Origin of the sequence: Comamonas sp. 23, assembly GCF_049601575.1 — a bacterium.
Classification (GTDB): Bacteria; Pseudomonadota; Gammaproteobacteria; order Burkholderiales; family Burkholderiaceae_C; genus Comamonas; species Comamonas squillarum.
The window spans coordinates 2,944,380-2,967,507 of sequence record NZ_CP187127.1; the positions used below are offsets into that span (position 1 = coordinate 2,944,380).

The 23,128-nt window shown below is 65.6% G+C and carries 15 protein-coding genes and 1 pseudogene; 8 read left to right on the forward strand and 8 right to left on the reverse strand.

The genetic code is table 11. The annotated features are described in order from the left end of the window. Positions 1-50 precede the first annotated feature (50 nt). Positions 51-1,397 carry an amino-acid N-acetyltransferase gene (gene argA / locus ACPEE1_RS13220; RefSeq protein ID WP_116925551.1) on the forward strand — a complete coding sequence of 449 codons (1,347 nt, stop codon included), beginning with the start codon at positions 51-53 and terminating at the stop codon, positions 1,395-1,397. 132 nt (positions 1,398-1,529) lie between these two features. Here the strand turns inward: argA and bla are convergent, their stop codons facing one another. Continuing rightward, complete coding sequence (gene bla, locus ACPEE1_RS13225) at positions 1,530-2,420, reverse strand: class A beta-lactamase (RefSeq protein ID WP_182341116.1); 891 nt, start codon at positions 2,418-2,420, stop codon at positions 1,530-1,532. A 116-nt stretch (positions 2,421-2,536) separates the two neighbouring features. Between bla and ACPEE1_RS13230 the strand changes: the two genes are divergently transcribed. From ACPEE1_RS13230 to ACPEE1_RS13260, 7 genes and pseudogenes are all read left to right on the forward strand, one after another. Beyond that, positions 2,537-3,433, forward strand: a complete 897-nt coding sequence (locus ACPEE1_RS13230; protein WP_182341113.1) for a LysR substrate-binding domain-containing protein — start codon at positions 2,537-2,539, stop codon at positions 3,431-3,433. Positions 3,434-3,580: 147 nt separating this feature from the next. Beyond that, entirely contained in the window at positions 3,581-4,111 is a 531-nt protein-coding gene (locus tag ACPEE1_RS13235) for a DUF3617 domain-containing protein (protein ID WP_133248114.1), read from the forward strand. Positions 4,112-4,417: 306 nt separating this feature from the next. Further along, positions 4,418-5,332 (forward strand): annotated as a pseudogene (locus ACPEE1_RS13240) (rhodanese-related sulfurtransferase); the annotation flags it as partial. Positions 5,333-5,395: 63 nt separating this feature from the next. Continuing rightward, a complete protein-coding gene (locus ACPEE1_RS13245) occupies positions 5,396-6,043 on the forward strand; it encodes a glutathione S-transferase (protein WP_269780269.1) in 648 nt (215 codons plus the stop codon). Positions 6,044-6,155: 112 nt separating this feature from the next. After that, a complete protein-coding gene (locus ACPEE1_RS13250) occupies positions 6,156-7,235 on the forward strand; it encodes an acyltransferase family protein (protein WP_182341106.1) in 1,080 nt (359 codons plus the stop codon). Further along, positions 7,232-7,747, forward strand: a complete 516-nt coding sequence (locus tag ACPEE1_RS13255; protein ID WP_116925546.1) for a dihydrofolate reductase — start codon at positions 7,232-7,234, stop codon at positions 7,745-7,747. Before ACPEE1_RS13250 ends, ACPEE1_RS13255 begins: the two co-directional genes overlap by 4 nt. A gap of 133 nt (positions 7,748-7,880) precedes the next feature. Further along, positions 7,881-8,966: a metallophosphoesterase gene (locus ACPEE1_RS13260; protein WP_182341104.1), complete on the forward strand. Its 1,086-nt coding sequence runs from the start codon at positions 7,881-7,883 to the stop codon at positions 8,964-8,966. 101 nt (positions 8,967-9,067) lie between these two features. Here the strand turns inward: ACPEE1_RS13260 and ACPEE1_RS13265 are convergent, their stop codons facing one another. The 7 genes from ACPEE1_RS13265 to ACPEE1_RS13295 all read right to left on the reverse strand — a co-directional run bounded on the left by ACPEE1_RS13265 (position 9,068) and on the right by ACPEE1_RS13295 (position 22,976). After that, the gene (locus ACPEE1_RS13265; RefSeq protein ID WP_116925544.1) at positions 9,068-9,475 is read right to left on the reverse strand and encodes a GlcG/HbpS family heme-binding protein; all 408 of its coding nucleotides are present in this window, start codon (positions 9,473-9,475) and stop codon (positions 9,068-9,070) included. Between the two features lie 129 nt (positions 9,476-9,604). Further along, positions 9,605-11,179, reverse strand: coding sequence for a 23S rRNA (uracil(1939)-C(5))-methyltransferase RlmD (gene rlmD / locus ACPEE1_RS13270; RefSeq protein ID WP_182341102.1), 1,575 nt, complete (start codon positions 11,177-11,179; stop codon positions 9,605-9,607). A gap of 133 nt (positions 11,180-11,312) precedes the next feature. After that, the gene (locus ACPEE1_RS13275) at positions 11,313-11,642 is read right to left on the reverse strand and encodes a hypothetical protein (protein WP_182341100.1); all 330 of its coding nucleotides are present in this window, start codon (positions 11,640-11,642) and stop codon (positions 11,313-11,315) included. Positions 11,643-12,111: 469 nt separating this feature from the next. Beyond that, positions 12,112-14,346 (reverse strand): exodeoxyribonuclease V subunit alpha, encoded by a 2,235-nt coding sequence (gene recD / locus ACPEE1_RS13280; RefSeq protein WP_232539331.1) that lies wholly within the window; start codon positions 14,344-14,346, stop codon positions 12,112-12,114. A gap of 11 nt (positions 14,347-14,357) precedes the next feature. Continuing rightward, entirely contained in the window at positions 14,358-18,203 is a 3,846-nt protein-coding gene (gene recB / locus ACPEE1_RS13285) for an exodeoxyribonuclease V subunit beta (RefSeq protein WP_198424318.1), read from the reverse strand. Continuing rightward, positions 18,200-21,817: an exodeoxyribonuclease V subunit gamma gene (gene recC / locus ACPEE1_RS13290; RefSeq protein ID WP_423933074.1), complete on the reverse strand. Its 3,618-nt coding sequence runs from the start codon at positions 21,815-21,817 to the stop codon at positions 18,200-18,202. Before recC ends, recB begins: the two co-directional genes overlap by 4 nt. 136 nt (positions 21,818-21,953) lie before the next feature. Then, positions 21,954-22,976 (reverse strand): tripartite tricarboxylate transporter substrate binding protein, encoded by a 1,023-nt coding sequence (locus tag ACPEE1_RS13295; protein ID WP_182341094.1) that lies wholly within the window; start codon positions 22,974-22,976, stop codon positions 21,954-21,956. Positions 22,977-23,128: the final 152 nt, after the last annotated feature.

Sequence of the window (23,128 nt, forward strand, 5' to 3'; positions counted from 1 at the left end):
GCAAAACGCCGATCTGGCGTGCTTCTAGGAAATACCCCCACCCCACCCCCATGTCCGCTGTATTCAATTTCACCTTTGTGCCCTGGTTCCGCTCGGTGGCGCCTTATATCCATAAGTTTCGCAACCAGACTTTTGTAGTGGGCGTGACAGGTGAGGCGATTGCAGCGGGCAAGCTGCAATCGATTGCCCAGGATCTGGCCCTGATCCAGGCGCTGGGTGTCAAGATCGTGCTGGTCCATGGTTTTAGGCCCCAGGTCAATGAGCAGCTGGCGGCCAAGGGCCATGCGCCGCGCTACTCGCATGGCATCCGGGTGACCGATTCGGTGGCGCTCGACTGCGCCCAGGAGGCCGCAGGCCAGCTGCGCTTCGAGATTGAAGCGGCCTTCAGCCAGGGCCTGCCCAATACACCGATGGCCGGCGCCACCGTGCGCGTGATCTCGGGCAACTTTGTCACCGCGCGCCCGGTCGGCATTGTCGATGGCGTCGATTTCATGCATTCGGGCCTGGTGCGCAAGGTTGATGTCGGCGGCATCCACCGCACCCTGGACATGGGCGCGATGGTGCTGGTCTCGCCGTTTGGTTTCTCGCCCACGGGCGAGGCTTTCAACCTCAGCATGGAAGAAGTGGCCACGCGCGTGGCCATTGAGCTCAAAGCCGACAAGCTGATGTTCCTGACCGAAGTGGCCGGCATTCGCCTGAACCCGCTGGAGCCCGAAGGAGAAGACAACCCGGTCGACACCGAGCTGCCGCTGGATGTGGCACAAAAGCTGCTTGCCCAGTTGCCACCCGCCACCTTGCCCACCGATGTGGGCTTTTACCTGCAGCATTGTGTGAAGGCCTGCAAGGAAGGCGTGGAGCGCAGCCACATCCTGCCCTTTGCGACCGATGGCGCGCTGCTGCTGGAAATCTATGTGCACGATGGCATTGGCACCATGGTGATCGATGAGCGCCTCGAAGAGCTGCGTGAGGCCAAGCCCGATGATGTCGGCGGCATTTTGCAGCTGATCGAGCCTTTCGAGAAGGACGGCACGCTGGTCAAACGCAGCCGCACCGAGATCGAGCGCGATATCTCCGCCTACACCATCATCGAGCACGATGGCGTGATCTTCGGCTGCGCGGCACTCTACCCCTACCCGGAAGCGGGCACCGCCGAAATGGCCGCTGTCACCGTCTCGCCCCAGAGCCAGGGCACGGGCGATGGCGAAAAACTGCTCAAGCGCATCGAGCAGCGCGCCCGCGCCACCGGCCTCAAGAGCATTTTTGTGCTCACCACCCGCACGATGCACTGGTTCCTCAAGCGCGGCTTCCAGCCGGTGGACCCGGACTGGCTGCCCGAGCAGCGCAAGGCCAAGTACAACTGGAGCCGCAAGAGCCAGGTGCTGGTGAAGTACCTGTGATCGCCTGGCGTTAATGCGCCAAGGGGCCCTGCTTGCACCGGCAGCGCCCCTCACCAAACTGCCTCTGGCAAGGGGCAGTTTGGTTTGAATCGAGGCGATCAGCGCCCGATCCATCCCCCATTCAATCCCCAATCAGCCCCAAAGCTTGACCAGCTCGGCGGCCACCCGCGCCAGTGCCGCATCGCGCGCCTTGGGCTCGGCCTTGCATTCGGTCAAGTAGCTGGTCACCAGAATCGGCGTCGCAGCGCCGGGCGCCCACAGCAGGCCAATGTCATTGCGGGTGTTAGGTCCGGACCCGGTCTTGTCCGCCACCTTCCAGCCCGGGGCGCCTGCGCGCAGGCAGTGGTCGCCCGTCGTATTGGCTTCCATCCAACCCACCAGCCGTTCGCGGCTGGCGGGGCTCAAGGCCGTACCCAGGGTCAGCGCGCGCATGCTGCTCAGCATCGCCTGTGGGCTGGTCGTATCGCGCACATCGCCGGGTTTGGATTCACTCATCGCAGGCTCGATGCGGTCCAGCCGGGTGACCGGGTCAGTCAAGCTGCGCATGTAGGCGGTAAAGCTCGCCGGGCCACCCACGCGCTCCAGCAGCAGGTTCGCAGCGCCATTGTCGCTGACCGTCATGATGGCGTCGCACAGCGCATCGACCGTCATCGGAGCCTTGCCAGCAAATTTTTCGGTCACCGGCGAATGCTCCACCAGGACCGACCGGTCAAACGTCAGCGCAGCGTCCAGCCGGTCCTGGCCCGCATCGACGCGCGAGAGAACCTGGGCGGCCAGCAGCATCTTGAAGGTGCTGCACATCGCAAAGCGCTCATTCTGGCGCCAGCCCAGCGCCGCACCCGTCACGGTGTTGAGCGCAGACACGCCCAGGCGCCCGCCCACCGAGCGCTCCAGATCCTGCATGGCCTGGGCAAACTGGCGCGCTGCCGCCTTGTCTGCCGATGGCGCAGCAGCCCAGGCGCGCGCGGAGGTGGCGATCAAGCTGGCCGCACCCATAGTCAAGAAAAACTTTCTTCTATACATGGTTTTCAATCCTTAAAATTCGTTGTTATCCAGCGGACAGGCGTAAATTTACCGATATCCCGCGCGCTTGACCAACGATGAAAACCAAGAAAACCCACAAGAAAAACTTATAGCTTATGCACCTGCCTTTGAATGCCCTGCGCGCTTTCGATGCCGCCGCGCGCCACCTCAATCTGACGCGTGCGGCGCTGGAGCTGCATGTGACCCAGGCCGCCATCAGTCAGCACATTCGCCAGCTAGAAGACCAATTGGGCAAGCCGCTGTTTCGCCGCCTGCCGCGCGGCCTGGCACTGACCGATGAAGGCATGGCTCTGGTGCCGGTGGTGGCCCAGGCCTTTGGCAGCCTGTCGCGTGCCTTGGCGCAGGTGCAGGACCGGCGGCCGCATGAGGTGCTCTCGGTCGGCGTTGTGGGCACTTTTGCGGTGGGCTGGCTGCTGCCCAGGCTGCGTGCTTTTCAGGAGGCCCATGCCTTTGTCGACCTGCGCCTTTTCACCCACAACAACCGGGTGGACCTGGCCGGCGAAGGCTGGGACTGTGCGATCCGCTTTGGCGACGGCGCCTGGCATGGCACGTCGGCCCGGCAGCTGCTGCAGGCGCCCCTGACCCCCATGTGCGCGCCCGCGATCGCCGCACGCCTGCAGCAGCCGGCCGACCTGGCGCGCGAGACCTTGCTGCGCACCTACCGCGCAGGCGAGTGGGAGCAGTGGTTCGCCCAGAACAAGCTCGCCTGCCCCAGCCTGCGCGGCACGGTGTTCGATTCATCCCTCACGCTGGCCGAGGCGGCAGCGCAGGGCCTGGGCGTCGCGCTGCTGCCCTTGCGCCTGTTTTCGCGTGATCTGCAGGCGGGGCGCCTGGTCGCGCCGCTTGCGCAGACCTTGGATACCGGCAGCTACTGGCTCACCCAGCTGAAATCGCGCAGCCCTTCGTTGGCGATGCAGACCTTCGAGCGCTGGCTATTGGAGCAATGTGGCCAAGATCAGCACCCCGAAGAGCGTACAAAACCGCTGCCGTAAGCACGCGCCGGGTGCTCTCCTACACGCGGCCCGGCCCTTGTCAGACAATGTGCGGGCAGCGCCCCGCCTAGGATATAAAGTAACAACGCGTTCCTGTACAAAAACACGCTGCAGCGATGCTGCATGACAACCACCGAGAGGACATCCATGCTTTCTACCCGTTACCTCGCCTCCCTGTCCGCCGTTGCCGCCGCCTTGCTGGCAGCCGGTTGCGCCTCCACCGGCGACATCGAAGACCTGCCCCGCCCCAAGTCAGGCCACTGGCAGATCAGCTCCACAGACCAGGATGGCCAGACCGTCCAGTTCCAGGACTGCATGGACAAGGACACCTTTTACAAGACCCGTGAGCTGCAAAAGGCCAAGTACGATGTGCAGCAATGCAAGACGGCGAGTTTGAAAGACAGCAATGGCTGGCAATTCACGTCCAACTGCAAGGTGGGCCAGACCGAGCAGCGCATCGAGAGCAGCCGCAAGATCACCGGCGACTTCCAGCACAACTTCCATGTGCTGTCGGTCACCAAGCAGCAGATGCCCGATGGCAGCACCGTGGAGACCACCCGCAATATCAAGGGCGAGTACCTGGGCGCCTGCCCTGCCGGCATCAACCCTGGCGACCGCGTCTTTGACGGTGGCGGCAAGATCAACTTCTACGACATCACGGGCCTGAGCCCCAAGTAATCAGCAAGCGCGCAACTGCTGCAAAACCCGCCCGGCCCTGCCGGGCTTTTTTACGCCTGCACGCTGGGCCATTTTGCTGATCCAGGTCTAGAAATGGGCGATTCAGATACAGTACGATGTTCAGCCGTTGGACTGCGGCCCGCCCGCCATGGGGATGCCTGCGCAGGCCACCCTGCCGGCGCCAGCCCCCTGCAGCCACCCCAAGTTGGTGGATCGAAGGGCCCTCCTCCAGTCCACCTGGCTTTTCCTATGCAATACCCCGAAAAATACGGCCACAGGGGCGCGTATTTTTCGCAGATTTTCTCCATGTCCCAGCAATACCTCACCGCCGCGCTTTACCAGTTCATCGACCTGCCCGAGTTTGCCCAGTGGCAGCAGCCCTTGCAGGCGCTGTGTGACCAGCACCAGGTCAAGGGCCTGCTGCTGCTGGCCCATGAAGGTATCAACGGCACGATTGCCGGGCTGCCTGCCGATGTGCAAGCGGTGCTGGACTGGCTCAAGCGTGACCCGCGCCTGGCCCACCTGGTACACAAGGAGGCCTATGCCGACAGCAATCCCTTCTACCGCATGCGCGTGCGCCTCAAGCAGGAGATTGTGACCTTGGGCGTGCCCGAGTTGAACCCCGCGCGCAATGCCGGCCAGTATGTCAAGCCCGAGGACTGGAATGCGCTGATCAGCCAGCCCGATGTGGTGCTGGTCGATACGCGCAATGACTACGAGGTGGGCATTGGCAGTTTTGAGGGCGCGATCAACCCGCACACCAAGAGCTTTACCGAGTTTCCGCAATGGGTGGCCGAGCAGTCCCAGCCCGGCGGCGCGCTGCATGGCAAGCAAAAGGTGGCAATGTTTTGCACCGGGGGTATCCGCTGCGAAAAATCCACCGCCTACATGAAGACCCAGGGTTTTGAGGAGGTGTACCACCTCGAAGGCGGCATCCTCAAGTACCTGGAAACGGTGGCCGAGGACGAATCGATGTGGTGGGGCGACTGCTTTGTGTTTGACGAGCGCGTCTCCGTCGGCCACGGCCTGGTGCGCGGCCCCCACCAGCTGTGCCGCAGCTGCCGCATGCCGCTGGGCGCGGCCGAGCTGGCCCATGCCCACTATGTGCGCGGCGTCAGCTGCCCCTACTGCCACGGCAGCCGCACGCCTGAGCAACTGCAGTCGCTGGCCGAGCGCCAGCGGCAGATGGACCTGGCGCAGGAGCGCGGTAACACCCATCTGGGCCACACCCAGGCCAGCTCGCAGCAATCGCGCCAGCAAAAGATCGCCGCGCAGCAGCAGGCCTTGCAAGGCCTGCCGGTGCTGTACTCGTTCCGCCGCTGCCCCTATGCGATGCGGGCCCGCCTGGCGCTGGCCTATGCCGGCATTGCCTGCCAGCTGCGCGAGGTCGTCCTCAAGGACAAGCCCCAGGCGCTGCTGGATGCATCGCCCAAGGCCACCGTGCCGGTGCTGGTGCTCGCCGACGGCACGGTGCTCGAAGAGAGCCTGGAGATCATGCTCTGGGCGCTGCGCCAGAATGACCCCGACCAGTGGCTCAGCCCCACTGCCGGTAGCCTGGGCGAGATGCAGGCGCTGATCGCCCGCCATGACAGCGAATTCAAACCCGCGCTGGACCGCTGCAAATACCCCAGCCGCTACCCGCAAGCAGACGCCGCTGCCGCAGCGGCCACCGCCCAGACCTTTTTGGGTGCGCTCAACCAGCAGCTGGCGGCGACCGGCTACCTGTTTGGCCGCGACCCGAGCCTGGCCGACATGGCCATCCGCCCCTTTGTGCGCCAGTTTGCCGGCATCGATGAGGCGGCATGGCAGAATCACCCCTGGCCCCATCTGCAAGCCTGGCTGCTGCGTCTGACCGACTCGGCGCTGTTCGAGCAGGTGATGGAAAAATACCCTGCCTGGCACCCGGACGAAGCGGGCGTGCTGTTCCGCTGAGCGGACACCGCCCCTGACGGCACGCAAGTGACAAGCACTGCCAGCGGATGCGCATCCCAGCGCCCGCTGCAGCGCTTGCCCGGCATTGACCGCCTGCGCCCACCCCCGTGCCATGATCCAGTCCATCCAGATTCTGCGTTTTGCTGCCGCCCTGTGGGTGGCGCTCTACCATGCGCGGACCTACAGCTTCTTCCCCGAGCTTCCTGGCTGGCTGCGCGCCATTGCCGAGGGCGGCTTTGTCGGTGTCGACATCTTCTTTGTCATCAGCGGCGTCATCATGGCGCTGGCCACCAGCAACACGCCCACCGGCCTGCGTCCTTCCGCCCAGTTTGTCGCCACCCGCTTTGCCCGCATCTACACCGGCTGGTGGCCGGCGATGCTGCTCTATGTGGTGGGCTTGCAAGCGCTGGGCGCCATGCCGCCGGATGTGAACCTGCTGTCGTCGGCGCTGCTCTATCCGGCCAATTTCAGCCTGCATATCAATGCGGTGATCTGGACCCTGGTCTACGAGCTATATTTCTATCTCGTCATCGGCGCCAGTTTGCTGCTGCCCAAGCTCTGGCGTGACCGCGCGCTGGCGGGATGGGCCATGGTCATCGTTGCGCTGGTGCTGTATTACGCCGCTACGGGTCGCTACCGCCCGGATATGTTTTCGCAAGCCACGCCACTCGTCTGGTTCTATGCGGCGCCGCTGGTGCTGGAGTTCTTTGCCGGCTACTTCATGTACCGCTTTCTGCAGCGCCACCCGCAGCAGCGCTGGTACGCCTGGCTGCTGGCCAGCGCGCTGCTGGGCGCCACAGCGGTGTACTACAGCCACAGCGCCACCTTGTACGCACCTGGCATCGTCGGTTTTTTCCACTGGGCGGACCGCGCGCTGCTGGTGGGGGCTGCCGCCACCGCACTGGTAGGGGCAGCTTTGCTGCTGCCAACGCCCCAGCACCGGGCATGGCAGCTGCTCGCCAGGCTCGGGGACTATTCCTTTGCGATCTATTTGCTGCACCTGCTGCTCTTCCAGGTCGTGCAACGCGCCACCACGTCGTTGGCGCTCGACATTCCCCACCGCTCGCTCAGCTTGCTGCTGGTGCTGGCAGTCCTGGTCGCGCTGTCGGCCCTGTATTACCACGCGATCGAACACCCCCTCTACCAGGCCTGCCGGCGCGCCATTGCGCGTTGGGTGGCCCGCACGCCATGACCCCAGCCCGCATCCATCTGATCTTTGCCCGCGCCCGCAATGGCGTGATTGGCCGCGACAACCAGCTGCCCTGGCACCTGCCCGAGGACATGGCCTTTTTCAAGCAAAAGACCGCTGGGGGGACCGTCGTCATGGGCCGCAAGACCTGGGATTCCCTGCCGCCGCGCTTTCGCCCGCTGCCGGGCCGTGACAATGTGGTCGTCACGCGTCAGAGCGGCTGGCAGCCCAGCCCGGCCAGTGAACGTGTCCACGTCGCCGCCGATCTGGAGCAGGCACTGGCCACGGCCCAGGCGCTGGGCCAGCCCGTCTGGGTGATTGGCGGGGCGCAGATCTATGCCCAGTCGCTGGCCCTGGCCGACGAAGTCTGGGTGACCGAGATCGACCAGGATTTTGACGGCGATGCCCATGCGCCGGTGCTCGGCAGCCAGTGGCAGGAGGTCTCGCGTGAGCGCCACACCAGCAGCAATGGCCTGCCCTTTGCGTTTGTCTGCTACCAGCGCCAGCCCGCCTGAGAGACGCGCTCACCGATGGCACCACGCTGGTGCGGCGCAGCAAATTCATGCAAAATGGATTTCATCGAATAGCAATCTGCGGCGCGCCGGGCCCCAAGCACCGGGCGCTGCAACAAGACGGAACACTGTGACGATGAGCCTGGTACAAGCGTTGCCCGCCGGCCCGTTGGATGTGATCGGCGATGTGCACGGCGAGCGCCAGGCACTGGAGTCGCTGGTTCGGCATCTGGGCTATGACAAAGATGGTGGCCACCCGGCAGGCCGCACGCTGGTCTTTGTCGGTGATTTCTGCGACCGGGGCCCGGACAGCCCCGGCGTACTGGCGCTGGTGCGCCGCTGGGTAGACAACGGCCATGCCTGCGCAGTGCTCGGCAACCATGAAATCAACCTGCTGCGCGAAGATGCCAAGGACGGCTCGGGCTGGTACTTTGACGAGCGCATCGAGGCTGACAATCGCAAGTACGCGCCCTATGTACGCGCGGACCAGGCTTTTGATGAAGAAATGCTGCCGTTTTTGCGCCAGCTGCCGCTGGCTCTGGAGCGCGCGGACCTGCGCATCGTTCATGCCGCCTGGATCGACGACAAGATCAACCAGGCCCGCGCACTGCGGCCCGGCCATGTCGCCCAGGACTATGACCGCCTGGAGCAAGAAGCCTACCTGCACGCCAAGACCTTGGGCATTCCAGCCCGGCTGAAGGCCGAAAACCAGGCCTGGCCCTACCACCTGGAAGATGGCGCCCATTGCCCCCCGTTCATGCCCGCGCATGCCGACAGCGAGCTGAACAAATCCCAGTACAACCCCTTGAAGGTGCTCAGCTGCGGTGTGGAGCGCCGCGGCAGCGAGCCCTTCTATGCCGGCGGCAAATGGCGCTTTGTCGAGCGTGTTGCCTGGTGGGATACCTATACCGACAACACACCGGTCATCGTCGGCCACTACTGGCGCCGCATCCATGAGCTCGACCGCTCGATGCTGGGCAAGGGCGACCAGGATTTGTTCGCCGACATCAACCCGCATGCCTGGCATGGCCTGCGCGGCAATGTCTTTTGCGTGGACTTCTCCGTGGGCGCGCGCTGGACGGCCCGGCTCGCGGGCCAGCCACCCGAGAAGGACTTCAAGCTCGCCGCCCTGCGCTGGCCCGAGCGGGTGCTGATGCTCGACGATGGCAGTGCGGAGCCCACCACGCACTTTCTGCAGGCGCCCGCACCTGCGCTGGTTTGACGCCCCAGCTACACATTCAGACGCGAAAAAGCGGCCAGTGGCCGCTTCGTCGTTGATGGGCCGGAGCCCTTTGCACCTTGGCAAGGCGCAAGGGCTATGCCTTACAGCCCCAGGGCTGCAATACCCGCCTTGGCGATCTGTGCATCTTCAGGTGCCTTGACACCGCTGACGCCCACGGCGCCCAGGCATTCACCATCCTTGATGATCGGCACGCCGCCTTCGAGCATGCCGTCGATCAGCGGAGCGCTCAGGAAAGCGGTGCGGCCACCATTGATCATGTCCTCAAAACCCTTGCTCTCGCGGCGGCCCAGCGCCGAGGTGCGGGCCTTGGCCACGCAGATGTGGGCGGACACGGGAGCTGCGCCATCGCGGCGGATCATGCCCAGCAGGTTGCCGCCGTCGTCCACCACCGCAATGCTGACGATCCATTGGTTCTTGACCGCTTCGGCCTCGGCCGCATTCAACACCGCCTTGACATCGGCCAACTCCAGCACTGCTTTGGTTTTCATGGTAACTCCTTGGAAAATATTCGGGAAACCCGGTTGTTCAGCCTGCCAGCTTAACGGTATTTCACCGCCCTAATCAAGCACAGGCATCACAGCATTTGTGCCTAAAACGGGGGTAATACCCTGTCGTCATCAGGCTGCTGCGTTTTCTGGCGCAGCGCTCGGCTCGGCAGCGTCGGCCGTGTCCACGGCGGCCGTCTCCACGTCGGCCGCATCCCCCTCGGTCTTGACCGACGGTGCATGGCCATCCCATTCAAACACGGCCATGCTCTCGACGTGGGCGGTATGCGGGAACATGTTGACCACGCCTGCGGCCACACAGCGGTAGCCGGCCTGGTGCACCAGCAGCCCGGCATCGCGCGCCAGCGTCGCGGGGTTGCAGCTCACATAGACGATGCGCTGGGGCGGTGTCCAGTCCTTGGCGCTGTCAGGCAGCGGGGCGGTATCAGGCACTTGGTGGCGCGCCTTGTGGATGTCGGCCAGCGCCTTGGACAGCGCAAACGCGCCTTCACGCGGAGGGTCGACCAGCCACTTGTCGGCCTGGCCGTCGGCGATCAGCATCTCGGGCGTCATCTCGAACAGATTGCGCGCCACAAAGCGCGTGGGCGCCAGCGCGCTGCCTTCGGGGCGCGTCGCATTGTTGGCGGCATAGTTCTCGTGCGAGCGCTGCACCAGGGTCTCGGAGCCCTCGATGCCCAGCACCTCGCCGGCCATCGTGCCGATCGGCAACGTGAAGTTGCCCAGGCCGCAGAACCAGTCGATCACGCGCTCGGTCTTCTTGGCATCCAGCAGGCGCAGCGAGCGCGTCACCAGCACCTGGTTGATGTGGGGGTTGACCTGGGTGAAGTCGGTGGGCTTGAACGGCATCGTGATACCGAAATCGGGCAGCGCATAGGACAGCTGCTCGCCCACGCCATCCATCAGGTGCACGGTGTCCGGCCCCTTGGGTTGCAGCCACCATTGCACCTTGTGGGCTGCGGCAAAATCGCGCAGGCGCTGCAGATCGGCCTCGCTCAGGGGCTCCAGGTGGCGCAGCACCAACGCGGTGACCTGGTCGCCACAGGCGACCTCGATCTGCGGGCAGGTCTCGCGGGCATCGAGGCTGCCGATCAGCGCGCGCATGGGCATCAGCAAGGCGTCGACATGCGGCGGCAAGATCTTGCAGGTTTCCATGTCGGCGATGTAGCGGCTCTTGCGCTCATGGAAGCCCACCAGCACCTTGCCCTTCTTGGCGACATAGCGCACCGACAGGCGCGAGCGGAAGCGGTAACCCCAGCTGGGCCCCTCGATGGGGCGCATCACCGTCTCAGCCACCACCTTGCCCAGGTGCCAGAGGTTGTCTTCGAGCACGCGCTGCTTGGTGGCAATTTGCGCGCCCACATGCAGATGCTGCATCTTGCAGCCGCCGCAGGCGCCGGCATGCAGGCCAAAGTTGGGGCAGCCGGGCCGCACGCGCTGCGACGACTCGCGGTGGATCTGCAGCAGATCGGCCTGCTCCCAGTTGTTTTTCTTGCGCCGCGTCTTGGCGCTCACCCATTCGGTAGGCAGCGCGCCATCGACAAAGACGACCTTGCCATCGGCACGGCGCGCCACGCCCTGGGCGTCCATGTCCATGGACACGATCTTCAACGCATCTGCGGGGAACTGCGCCGCTTCGGCGGCATCGGGGGATTCGGGAATATTCTGTGGGGTCTGCGCTTGGCTCATCCCGGTATTTTCGCAGGCTGGGCAATGGCCTGCGGCCAACCTCTGGCAATTTGGCGCAGGCAGACGCAAAAAAGGCAGCCTGCGAGCTGCCTGCCATGCATGGACGCCACGGTGTGCCGCCACCGCTGCCTATTTACTGCGCCGTGATCATGCTGCCCAGGCTCAGCTGGTCAGTGACCATGTTGGCGCTGCTCGAGGTGAGCTTCTTGCCGCCTGGCAGTGCATGCACCTCGGTGACGCATACGGCATGGTTGGGCGTAAAGACAACACGGCTGCCGCTGGGCAGCTCGCTTGCCGTCTGGTGCAGCGGCTTGGACATGTCCACCGGGGGCTCAGCACTGCGATACACCACCTCGTTCTTGCTGTCATAGACCGTGTAGCAGGCAGCCTGCGCCCAGGCCGATGCCGTGAGCGCCAGCATCGCAAGCGCTGTGGATTTGAAGCTGTAACTGGAACCGGACATGGTTGGAACTCCCGCAATATTTTTTATCGATACGGCGAAGTTACCAAATTTTCCTGAACGCTGCATCCCCATTTCCAGGGGAAAGGTCAAGAAAAATCAACCAAAAACAAAAACTTACACAAATCCAGCAAACCAGAAGCATATATCAATACCAGTATTGATAATTATTCTCATTCAGTGTTATTATTCGCCCATCGCCGCTGTCAGGGGCGTTGCGCATGCACACATGCCCAGCGCCCTCGCAACGGTGATTGTTTCATCGTGGGGCGACTCTTGGGGCCCGTTCAGCTCCAGGGTCGTTATGGCCAGCCAACGATCTTTTCGCACAGCCACGCATTTTTTCGATGAAACCCCCGCAGCCGATGCGCACTCGCCTATCGCAACCGCTGCGACGCTCTTTGCTCCAAACGGCCCTGCTCTGCTGCACTGGCCTGCGACCTCTACAAGCCCCAAGCGCTAGCACCAACGGCTACAACTCACCTTGTCGCAATCCGCTTGAGCGCCGGACCTGGCGCTCCGTCGCCTCTTCCAGCACCGCGAAATTGCTGCTGCCGCCAGCCACGACCGTCAGCCAGCGCTTGGCCCGGGTTATGCCGGTGTAGACCAGCTCGCGGGTCATGATCGGCGACAGGCTGGGCGGCAATACGACGGCCGCATGGTTGAACTCCGAGCCCTGTGATTTGTGGATGGTCATCGCATACACCGTCTCGACCGCCTGCAGCCGGCTGGGCAGCACCCAGCGCAGGCCCTCGCTGGTGGCAAACACCACGCGCAGCGCGCCTTGCGCTACCGCGGCGCCACTTGCCCCGCCAGCGTCAAGCGCCTGGCCCGCCGGCATCTGCACCGTGATGCCGATATCGCCATTCATCAGCTTGAGGCTGTAGTCATTGCGGGTCACCAACACCGGGCGGCCGGCATACCAGCCGCTGCTTTGCGCAATCAGCTCGCGGTGGGCCAGCAGCTGGGCAATGCGCTCATTGAGCCCTTCCACACCCCAGGGCCCGCTGCGCAGCGCGCAGAGCACCTGAAACTCGCCATGTGCCCGCAACAGGCGCAGCGCCCATGGGTTCAAGGCCTCCGGGCTGGGGTTGGCCGGCATCTCGCGCAACACCTGCAGGTAGTGGCCATAGCCCACCGGCCCCGCATCGCGCTTGGCCGCACTGTCGACAAAACGTTTGCCGCCGCCATCCAGCACCAGCTGGGCCAGCGACGAATGCGTCAGATCCGGCACCGCATACGCGGCCAGATCGGGGTAGCCCGCTTTCAGCAGCGGCTTGATCGCCTTGCGCCGCCCGGTATTGACGACGCCGGCTAGCTGGCCGATGCCGCTGTCGGCATGAAAGCGGTGGCTGACCCGCAGCATGGCCACTGCCTGGTCCAGCGGCTTGCCTGCTATGTCCTGCAGCTCGGCGGGCACCTGCTGGCCAGTCACCTGCTGCAGCCACTGCGCCGTTTCGTGCCAATAAAGGCCCCGCTCGGACTGGGCGCAGAGCTCGCCCAGCACCGCGCCGGCCTCCACCGATGCGAGCTGGTCCTTGTCGCCCAGCAGTACCAGCCTGGCCTGCGGCGGCAGGGCCGACAGCAAGGCCGCCATCATCTCCAGATCGACCATCGAGGCCTCATCGACCACCAGCACATCGAGCGTCAGCGGGTGCTGGGCATCATGGCGAAAATGCCGGCTGTCGGGCCGGCTGCCCAGCAGCCGGTGCAGGGTTTGGGCCTCCGTAGGGATCAGCGGTTTGAGGCTGCGCGCCTCACCACTGCCCGGCGCTGGCGGCACCGCAGGAAGCTGCGCATCCCCCAGGCGCTGCAAGGCCTGCACGATCGATTCGGACAGGCGCGCTGCCGCCTTGCCGGTGGGCGCAGCCAGACAGATGCGCAGCGGCCGCCCGTCCTGCTGCAGCGCCATGCTCTGCAGCAGCGCCAGCAGCTTGACCACCGTGGTGGTCTTGCCGGTGCCGGGGCCGCCGGTGATGATGGAAAAGGCGCTGGAGGCCGCCAAGGCGCAGGCCATTTTCTGCCAGTCCGGCGCATCGGAAATCGGATTACCCGCCGTTGGAAACAGCTGGTCCAGCGCCTGGCGCAGCATCGCGTCTTGCGCGGCGCTGCGGCCCTGGCGCAGATGCTGGCTGGCAGTGATGCGCTGGCCAATCGCCTGCGCCACATCCTGCTCGTACTGCCAGTAGCGGCGCAGATAGAGGCGATCACCTTGCAGCACCAGCGGCGTGCCGCCCTGGCTGGGTTTGCCAGGTGCGGCCACCAGTGCGCTCGCCTGCAAGGCCGATTGCCACTGCAGCAGGTTGACCTGGGCCAGCAGCTCGCTGGGCAACGGCAAGGGCGTGGGCTCGGTGGCGCCACTCCCCTGCGCCACGGTATCGGGCGGCAGCGACAGCGCAAAACGGCTATTGTCCAGGGTAGCCTGCAGATCCAGGCAGACATGGCCCCGGCCCAGTTGGTGGCTGGCCAGCGCGGCGGCCAGCAGCACCAGCGGTGATGCGGCGGGATCGAGTTCGCGCAGAAAAAGCACCAGCGCCTGGTCGAGGCTGCGCAGCCAGCCATGTGCCGTCCAGCGCTCTACCGTGTGCAGCAGGCTGGCGGTGGCGCCGTCGGGCACGGCCAGCGTGCGGGCAGCCGATCGCTGGGTGGGCAGGCCATCTTGAGCCTGGCCGTTCTCGGGCATACCGTCCTGGGGTTCTGTCGTCATTGCATTCATCATCATTGCGCAAACAGCGCATCGAGCGCATCCATCAGTGCACGCGGGGGCTTGTCATGGTAGAGGCCCTGGAGGTCCGCACCGACGCCCCGCAAAAACCAATACTGCACACCGCCCACATCGCGCTCGTAGTCATAACCGGGCAGGCGCTGCTGCAGCAAGCGGTGCAGCGCATAGGTGTACAGAACATACTGCAGGTCATAGCGGTGCTGCAGCACGGCAGCGGCCATGGCTTCTGCCGTGTAGGCCGCACTGTCCGCGCCCAGCCAGTTGGATTTGTAGTCCATCACATAGTAGCGGCCGCCCTGCTCGAACACCAGGTCCATATAGCCCTTGAGCATGCCATGCAGCTGGTTGGCCAGCAGCGCGGGCCGGGGATGGCCGGGCAGCACATGCTGCTGCACCAGCGCATCGAGCTGGCCGGTCGAGGCCCGGTGGATCGACAGCCAGAACTCCATCTCGACCTGGTAGTCGCCCAGCGACTGCAGTGCGACCGGGCTGTCGACCGGCGTGTCGACCTGCCTGTCAGTGGGCGCACCCTGCAGCCGCAGCGGCGTTTGCAGCCATTGCCGCACAAAGCCTTGCAGCGGCTCGGCCCAATCGGCCCAGCCGCGCACCTGGCAGCGGTAGGCGATGATGCCATCCAATGCCGCAGGCCTGCTGAGCACCGTGGCAAAACCCTCTTGCGCGCACCATTCCAGCAGGCCGTGCAGAAAGTTGCCGGCGTCAGGCCCCTTGGGAAAGGCATGCAGGCTACCGGGCTCCGGCTGGCCGGGCGTGGCCGCATCGGGTGCGGGCTCTTGCGGCTCCAGGTACTGGTCCTGCTGCGCCGTTTCGGGTTCAGCGGCTGTCAGCGCGTCTTCGATCCAGAGGCTCGGCGAAGGGGCGGCATAGCCCAGCCGCTCGGTCAGCGCCGAGAAGCTGGCGATCCACCAGTGCTCATCGGCCTGCCGGCGCGTTTGGCGCGCCGCAAAGGCGGCGGGCGGGCGCTCAGGTTGGTAGCGCTGCAGGCTGACCTCGGGCACCGGCTGCACGGCCATCTGCGGACAGCCGCTGGCAAAGTCCTGCAGATAGGCATGCAGTTCTAGGTCAGGCAATTTTTGCCCGCCGGCCAGCAGGTAGCCGACGGCGCTTTTCTCCAGGCTGCCCGCGCGGCTCATGCCCTTGGCCAGCGGCGCCACGCCCAGCCACAGTGCGTACTGGGCGCGGGTCAGCGCCACATAGAGCAGGCGCATGTCTTCGCTCAGGCGCTCGTCGTTATTGGCGCTGACGGCGTCCTGGTGCTTGTTGTTCAGCTCCACCACCAGGCCGCCCGATGCGGCATCGTGGTACTGCGCATAGCCCCGGCTCTTGCCATCAAAATCGCGCCAGCTGCTGATGAAGGGCAGCAGCACCAGCGGGTACTCCAGCCCCTTGGACTTGTGGATGGTGACCACCTTGATCAGATCGGCATCGCTTTCCAGGCGCAGGATTTCTTCCTCGCCCTCGGGGCTGTCCATCTGCTCGGCCAGGCGGCGGATCAGCGCCTGCGCGCCCTCCACCTCGGTCGATGCGCGCTGCAGCCATTCGGCCAGGTGCAGCACATTGGTCAGGCGCCGCTCGCCGCCCGGCTGGGCCAGCCAGCGCGCGGGCAGGTCAAAATCAAGCAGCCACTGGCGCAGCATCGGCAACACACCCTTTTTCTGCCACAGCTGCTGCAACACGCGGGTGCGCAGCGCCAGTTGCTCCCAATGCTGCTCATCGTGGTTGAGCCGCTCCAGGTCCTGCCAGGACCAGTCCATCGACGCGGTGGCCAGCGCCACGCGCAGCAGGCCGTCATGGCCCGGCGCATTGACGGCGCGCAGCCAGCGCAGCATGTCGGCGGCCTCAGCGGTCTGGAACACCGAGTCGCGGTCCGACAGGTAGACACTGGCCAGCCCCCGGTCCTTGAGCGCATTGCGCACCAGCTCTGCCTCGGCGCGGCCCCGCACCAGGATGGCGATATCGGCTGGGCGCAGCGGCCGGACCAGCGCATCCGCAGATGGGCCAAAACCGGCTTGGCCCGCCCGGGTGGCATTGAGCCAGGTGGTGATCTGGCTGGCTGCCGACTGCGCCATGCGCTGGCGGTAGGCCGATTCGGCCACGCCGGTGCGCGCGCTCTTGCCAGTGGCTGCGGCATCGCCCTGCTCGTCGGCGGCATCGGCCAGCGCTGGCGTGCCGGCATCCAGGGTCCACAAGGTCATCGCCGGCGTAGCCTCGCCCTGCAAAAAGAGTGCGTCACGCCGGCCGTTTGCATCGACGGCCACAAAGGGCACGGGATTGTGCTGCGCGTCCTGCCGGAAGCGAAAGGCCGCGCGGGGATGGCCCTCGGCATGCACAAAGCAGTGGTTGATGGCCTGCACCACCGCCTGGGTGGAGCGGTAGTTGGTGCCCAGCGAGTAATGGCGCCCTTGGGTGGCAGCGCGGGCGCGCAGGTAGGTGTAGATATCGGCACCGCGAAACGCGTAAATGGCCTGCTTGGGGTCGCCAATCATGAACAGGCCCTGCGCGGGGTCGTTGTCAGCGATGCGGTAGATGCACTCAAAAATGCGGTACTGCAGCGGGTCCGTATCCTGGAACTCGTCGATCATCGCCACCGGAAACTGGCTGCGGATGCGCTGCGCCAGCGCCTCACCGCCAGGCGCATGCAAGGCGCTATCGAGGCGCTGCAGCAGGTCGTCAAAGCCCAGCTCGGCGCGGCGCTGCTTTTCCGCCTCCAGCGCGCGCTGCACATGGGCAATCGCATGGCGCAGCAGCAGCGGTTTGAGTGGCGTGGCGGACTCTGCGTCTTGCGCTACGGCCTCCAGCCAGGCATCGATGGCGGCAAAGGCCGCATGCGCGGGCACGGTCACGCCTTTTTTAGCCTTGATACCCGATTGGCTGAAGGCTCGAATCTTGGCGGGGGCCGGCTCGCCATCGCTCCAGGCCGCCATGGCGGCGAGCCAGGCCTCGAACACGCCCGGCTCGTCCTTTTTGGGATAGGTCGTGCCGTTGAGACCCGGCAGCAGCGCGATGAGCAGCTGCTCCAGCTCGGCCCGGTGCTGCTGCCAAAGCAGGCGTGCGCTGTTCTCCAGCGCGGTGTGGCGTGCGGCTGCCTCGCTGGCCTGGGCCAGCAATGCGGCCAGATCGACCTGGTCGGCAGGCGCCAGTGCCGCGCCGTCGTAGCGCCAGTCGGCATCCTGGCGGCTGAGCATGGGCTGGATGGCCTCTTGCAAGGCCTGCGGCGTGGCCACCACCTGGAGCAAGCTGCGCAGTGAGCTGGCGGGCAGATCATAGAACTGGCGGCGCCAGTAGTCCTGCACCACCTGGGTCAGGAGCTCGCTCTGGTCGGTGATGAGGCTCTGCTGGAACAGGCTGCCGCTGTCAAACGCATGCTCACGCAGCATGCGGTAGCACCAGCTGTGGATGGTGGAGACCGCCGCCTCGTCCATCCAGTTCGCGGCCTCGTGCAGCAAACGGGCGCAGGCGGGCCAGCGGCTGGCGGGGTAGTCGGCGCGCAGTGCCAGCAGCAAGGGATCCACTGCCGCTTCGCTATCCGGCTCTTGCGGGTTCTGCGCAAACAGCTGGGCAGCTTCTGACAGGCGCTGGCGAATGCGGTCGCGCAGCTCTTGCGTCGCCGCATCGGTGAAGGTCACCACCAGAATATCGGGCGGCGCCAGCGGCCGGCCAAAGGCCTGCTCGCCGCCATGCTGCAGCACCAGACGCAGGTAGAGCGCGGCGATCGTATAGGTTTTTCCGGTGCCGGCACTGGCCTCGATCAAGCGACTGCCCCACAGCGGAAAGCGCAGCGGCTCGAGTGGCAGAGTGGTATCGCTTGGCATCGCGCTCATTGCGGCCCCTCCCCATCACCCGCGTCGCCCGCATCACCCTCCGCAAAGCGCGCCAGCGCCTGCGGATGCTGGCCATTGACCAATTGCACGTGGTTCAGCATGTCGCCATAGAGCTGCTGGGCCACATCCAGCAAACCAGCGGCCAGCAGCGCATCAAAATCCGGAAACACCCGGGCCAGCTCGGCCGAGCGCTGCAGCTCACCGGTGCCCCGGTAGCTGTCGTCATAGAGCGCCGCGAGCTGGCCGGCAGATGCCGTGGGCGCCAGGCTGGCGATGGAGGTACGCACAGCGGCCGGCAAGGGCGCGCGCATGCCTTGCTGCCACAGCGCCAGCAACTGGCGCCAGGCCGCTTGCGCAGCGCCAGCGGCCAGCGGCGCAAACACTGCAATGCCCGATTCGGTACAAACCACCGTCGTCAGCGCCTGGCCCGCGTTGTGCCAGGCCAGGTGCTCGACCCAGGCGCGCACCAGGCGGTCATAGCGCAGCTGCTCGCCGGCATGCAAGCGGCCGGCAGACAGGCTGATCTTGGCGGCTTGCTGCTGGCCGGCTGCATCGGCCCAGCGCAGGCCGCGCAACCAGTCGGCCACGGCCGGGCCCTCTGCGCCATCGCTGTAGCGCAGCTCCAGTGCTGCGCTGCTCGCCTGCGGCCAGTAGCGCAGTGCCGCCGCATAGACCTGCAGCGCACGCTGGGCGGCATCGCAAGCGGGCTCCAGCGCGCAATCGGCAAAGGCGCGCAGCGGCAGGCGCCCCTCCAGCCGCAAACGCTGGGCAGCGGCATCGAGCTGCGCGCGCAGGCGGGGCGCATCGGCCGCCGCCTGGGGGTTGTCGCGCACCCAGGGCTCCAAGGCGCTCAGCAAGCTCGCTTGCAAGGCCCAGGCCTGCAGGCCATCGGGGGCAAACATTTCCTCGTCCTGGCCGGTTAGGTCCTCGTCCTCAAAATACACACGCAGGCGCTGGCGAAAGAAAGCAGCCACCGGCTTTTGTGCAAAGTCCTGCAGTTGGCGCAGGTTCAGCGCGGCCTCCAGCCCCATCTCGGGCAAGGCCTCCAGCGCGTCTTCGGCCGCCTCGGTCTGCAGGCCATCGCCGTGCACACCATGCCATTCCTGTGCATAGGTGTAGAGGCCATCGCTGCCCGCATGCGAGGGCGGCTGCGCGAAGTAACGTGGGCTGAAAGGCTGCAGCGGGTGCTCTTGCGTGAGCGCGCTCAGCAGCGCCTCGCCAGCGGCAGGGCCAGACAGTGCTGCGGGGGTGCCCGCCAGTTGCCAGCCCTGGGCCAGATGGTCACGCAGCTGACCGATCAGCACCGAAGGCGGCCGGGCAGTGCTGTCGCGGATGCTGCGCCCCACCCAGCTGATATAGAGCTGCTCGCGGGCGGACAGCACCGCCTCCAGCAGCAAGTAGCGGTCATCATCGCGGCGCGAGCGGTCGCCGGGCCGGTACTGCTGGCGCATCAGGTCAAAATCCAGCACCGATACCGGGCGCGGGTAGGCGCCGTCATTCATGCCCAAGAGGCAGACCATCCGAAACGGAATGGCGCGCATGGGCATCAGGCTGCAAAAGCTCACTGATCCCGCCATAAAGCGCTGGTTCAGGCTGCTGGCATCCATGCCGGCCAGCCAGGCCTCGCGCGCCACCGACAGCGGCAAGGCCTCGTCAAACGCTGCCGCTTCGCACTGGCCCAGCCAGCGCTCCAGGCCTTGGATGAGTTGCATCTGCAGCAGTTTTTCATGTTCTTGCTGGGGGTCAAACAGCAAGACCAGCACCTCGCGGGCGCGCTCCACCCAGGTGCTGGGCGGCAGGTCCTCGGCCAGCAGATCGCAGGCCTGCTCCAATGCGCGCAGCAAAGCGGCCAGGCCGCCCAGCGCGGCAGCATCGAGGCCACCAATCTCGTCGTAGGGCTGGATGTCTCCGAGCGCCTCGCCACGGCCTACCGCAAAGCCCAGCATCATGCGGCGCAGGCCAAAGCGCCAGCTGTTGGTCTCTCCCGCCTGCGCCAGACCAATGCGGGCGCGCTGGGCGGCATCCAGACCCCAGCGCACACCGGCGCCCTCGATCCAGCGGTGCAGCAACGCGAGGTCATCCGGGTCAATGCCAAAGCGCTGGCGCAGGGCATCGACAGCGAGCAGATCGAGCACTTCGCTCACCGCAAAGCGGCTCTCGGGCATCGCGAGCACATGCTCCAACGCCACCAGCATGGGCTCGCGCCCGCGCTGGCTCTGGTCGGCCAGCGAATAGGGGATGTAACGCGCATCGCTGCGGGCGATGCGGCCAAACACCGCATCGATATGCGGCGCATAGACCTGGATATCGGGCACCATGACGATGATGTCGCGCGGCCGCAGGCTAGGATCGGCGCCCAGGCGGGCGAGCAGCTGGTCGTGCAGCACCTCCACCTCGCGCTGCGGGCTGTGCGCGGTCTGAAAGCGGATGGAGGCGTCCTGCGCCGGGTCCACCGCCGGCCACAGCGCGCGGCTTTCGGCCAGCGGCCGCAGGTCCAGGATGTCGTCCTGCAACTGGGCCAGCATATGGCCGGGCTCGGCCTCACCAAACAGGTCAATGCGCCCGCCATTGACGGGCCCCAGCAGCGACGCGTACTGGTCCGGCTGGTCGAACTCGTCAATCAGGTGGATGTAGTCGCGCCCCTGCTTGCCCCAGGCGGCCAGCAGCGGATGGGCATGCTGGTGCAGGTCGTCGTCGTGGATAAGCCCGTGCATGCTGCCCTTGCGCTGTTGGCGCCGGTACTGGTGGCGCAGCAAATCCTTGTCGGCGACGATGTCCGACCAGTGGTGGCGGCAGGGGTTGTGCACGCACAGCAGCACCTGGCAGCTGCGCGAGATGGCAGCGAGCGCCTGCAAGGTCTGCGCCGGCATCGACGAGATGCCAAACACCACCACGCGGCGCGGCAGGCGGGGGACATGCGCCTGCGGCGATTGCAGCGCTTGCGGCGACTGCAGGTACTGCACAAAGCGCTGGTGCACGGCGGCGCGGCTGGTCTCCATTCCGGCGGCGCCCACATCGTCCAGCAGCGCGCGCCATAGCTGCGCCTGCCAACGCTGCTCTTCATCGAGCGGCTGGATATCGCCGCGTGCGCTGCGCAGCTGGTCCCGGCCCTCGGCCCAGTCGCGCAGCCAGTCGGCGCGGTAGACCTGGTACTGGTCAAACAGATCGGCAATGCGCTCGGCCAGTTGGTAGCGCCGGCGCTGGTCATGGTCCTCGGCCAAAAAGCGCTGCAGCGCGGCAAACGCGGGCTGGGCCAGCAGATCGGGCAAGAGGCGCATCAGCCGCCAGGTGACCGGCTGCTTGTCCAAAGGCGATATCTCGGGCACCTCGTGCTTGCCCAGCACCGCCCGGTAGGCCTGCCACAGAAACTGCGCAGGCAGCTGCACATCGACAGCCGCGGTAATACCGCAGCCGCCCTCTGCCACCGGCTGGGCCATCGACAGCTTGAGCCACTGCGCAATGCCATTGCTTTGCACCAGAATCGTCTCGCTCTCCAGGGGGCGGAGTGGGTAGCGCTGCATCCAGGCCACGACCAGGTCCCGCAAAGCCTCCGGATGGTTGCTGTGTATCACCATCAGGCCGGGGGTCATCGCATGGACGGGGGAGGATTGCATCAGAGGAGGAAGATCAGTCAGGATGTGCCAGTTGGGAACTTTAACGCAGGCCACCGCCTGCTGGCGTCGCCCAGGCCAGCGCAGGCCAGAAAAAAGGCAGCCGAAGCTGCCTGTGCGGATGGGAAAGGGGCGCGCCTCAGTCCACCGTCGCGCCCGAGGACTTGACCACCGGTGCCCAAGCCGCCACTTCGGACTTGATGAAGGCGCCAAACTGCTCGGGCGTGTTCTTCTCGGCCACAGCGCCGAGCTTTTCATAGGCTTCCTTGACCTGGGGCTTGTCAAAGGCGCGGTTCATCGCGGCATTGAGCTTTGCCACCACTTCAGGCGGGGTGCCTGCCGGCGCAATCAGACCAAACCAGGACGAGACATCAAAAGGCTTGATACCGCTCTCTTCCATCGTCGGCAGATCGGGCGCGGTGGGCGAGCGCTTGGTGGTGGTCACGGCCAGCGCCTTGAGCTTGCCCGCCTTCACATGCGGCCAGGCCGACGGCATGTTGTCGAACATGAACTGCACCTGGCCGGCCATCAGGTCGGTGAGCGCAGGCGAGCTGCCCTTGTAGGGAATGTGCTGGGTCTTGAGGCCCGTGCGGAGCTTGAACAGCTCCCCTGCCATGTGGATCGAGGTGCCACTGCCCGAGGACGCGTAGGAGACCTTGTCGGGGTTGGCCTTGGCAAAGGCGATCAGCTCTTGCACGTTATTGGCGGGCACACTGGGGTTCACCACCAGCACATTGGGCACCTTGGCGCCCAGCGCGACGGGCGCAAAGTCCTTTTCCAGGTCAAAGCGCACCTTGGGGTAGAGCGTCTGGTTGATCGCGCTGGTGACCGCAACGAACAGCAGGGTGTAGCCATCGTTCTCGGCGCGGGCCACCTGCTCGGTGGCGATGTTGCTGCCAGCGCCTGGCTTGTTGTCCACGACAAAGGACTGGCCCAGCTCGGCCGTCAGCTCCTTGGCCATAATGCGCGCGACCACATCGGTGGTGCCGCCAGCAGAAAAGCCCACCACGACACGCACGGTGCGCTCGGGGTACTTCTTGGGATCGGCGGCCTGCGAGGCCAGGGGCAGCAGGGCTGCGGCGCCCAGCAAGGTGGCAGCCAGCAGGTTGCGGCGCGAGGGCAGGCATGCGGCCGCAATGCGGCTGCGCGAGAATGGGCTCATGGTGTCTCCTTGGCACCTGGACGCTGAGCACATCCAGGCGATTGGCTTATTGGCTGATGGTGGCTGCAGCCTGGTGTGGCTGCATGCCACTGGGGCTTGGTGCCCCGAAAGCGGAGATTGTGCCACGGCCAAAAGGCCTGAAACCCAGATGC

What these genes read in the sequence shown, in the direction of transcription:
- ACPEE1_RS13250 (WP_182341106.1), top strand. Translation starts at nt 6,156, where the DNA reads ATGATCCAGTCCATCCAGATTCTGCGTTTTGCTGCCGCCCTGTGGGTG.
- ACPEE1_RS13255 (WP_116925546.1), top strand. Translation starts at nt 7,232, where the DNA reads ATGACCCCAGCCCGCATCCATCTGATCTTTGCCCGCGCCCGCAATGGC.
- recB (WP_198424318.1), bottom strand. Translation starts at nt 18,203, where the DNA reads ATGAGCGCGATGCCAAGCGATACCACTCTGCCACTCGAGCCGCTGCGC.
- argA (WP_116925551.1), top strand. Translation starts at nt 51, where the DNA reads ATGTCCGCTGTATTCAATTTCACCTTTGTGCCCTGGTTCCGCTCGGTG.
- ACPEE1_RS13295 (WP_182341094.1), bottom strand. Translation starts at nt 22,976, where the DNA reads ATGAGCCCATTCTCGCGCAGCCGCATTGCGGCCGCATGCCTGCCCTCG.
- ACPEE1_RS13275 (WP_182341100.1), bottom strand. Translation starts at nt 11,642, where the DNA reads ATGTCCGGTTCCAGTTACAGCTTCAAATCCACAGCGCTTGCGATGCTG.
- recC (WP_423933074.1), bottom strand. Translation starts at nt 21,817, where the DNA reads ATGCAATCCTCCCCCGTCCATGCGATGACCCCCGGCCTGATGGTGATA.
- bla (WP_182341116.1), bottom strand. Translation starts at nt 2,420, where the DNA reads ATGTATAGAAGAAAGTTTTTCTTGACTATGGGTGCGGCCAGCTTGATC.
- ACPEE1_RS13235 (WP_133248114.1), top strand. Translation starts at nt 3,581, where the DNA reads ATGCTTTCTACCCGTTACCTCGCCTCCCTGTCCGCCGTTGCCGCCGCC.
- ACPEE1_RS13260 (WP_182341104.1), top strand. Translation starts at nt 7,881, where the DNA reads ATGAGCCTGGTACAAGCGTTGCCCGCCGGCCCGTTGGATGTGATCGGC.
- rlmD (WP_182341102.1), bottom strand. Translation starts at nt 11,179, where the DNA reads ATGAGCCAAGCGCAGACCCCACAGAATATTCCCGAATCCCCCGATGCC.
- ACPEE1_RS13265 (WP_116925544.1), bottom strand. Translation starts at nt 9,475, where the DNA reads ATGAAAACCAAAGCAGTGCTGGAGTTGGCCGATGTCAAGGCGGTGTTG.
- recD (WP_232539331.1), bottom strand. Translation starts at nt 14,346, where the DNA reads ATGACGACAGAACCCCAGGACGGTATGCCCGAGAACGGCCAGGCTCAA.
- ACPEE1_RS13230 (WP_182341113.1), top strand. Translation starts at nt 2,537, where the DNA reads ATGCACCTGCCTTTGAATGCCCTGCGCGCTTTCGATGCCGCCGCGCGC.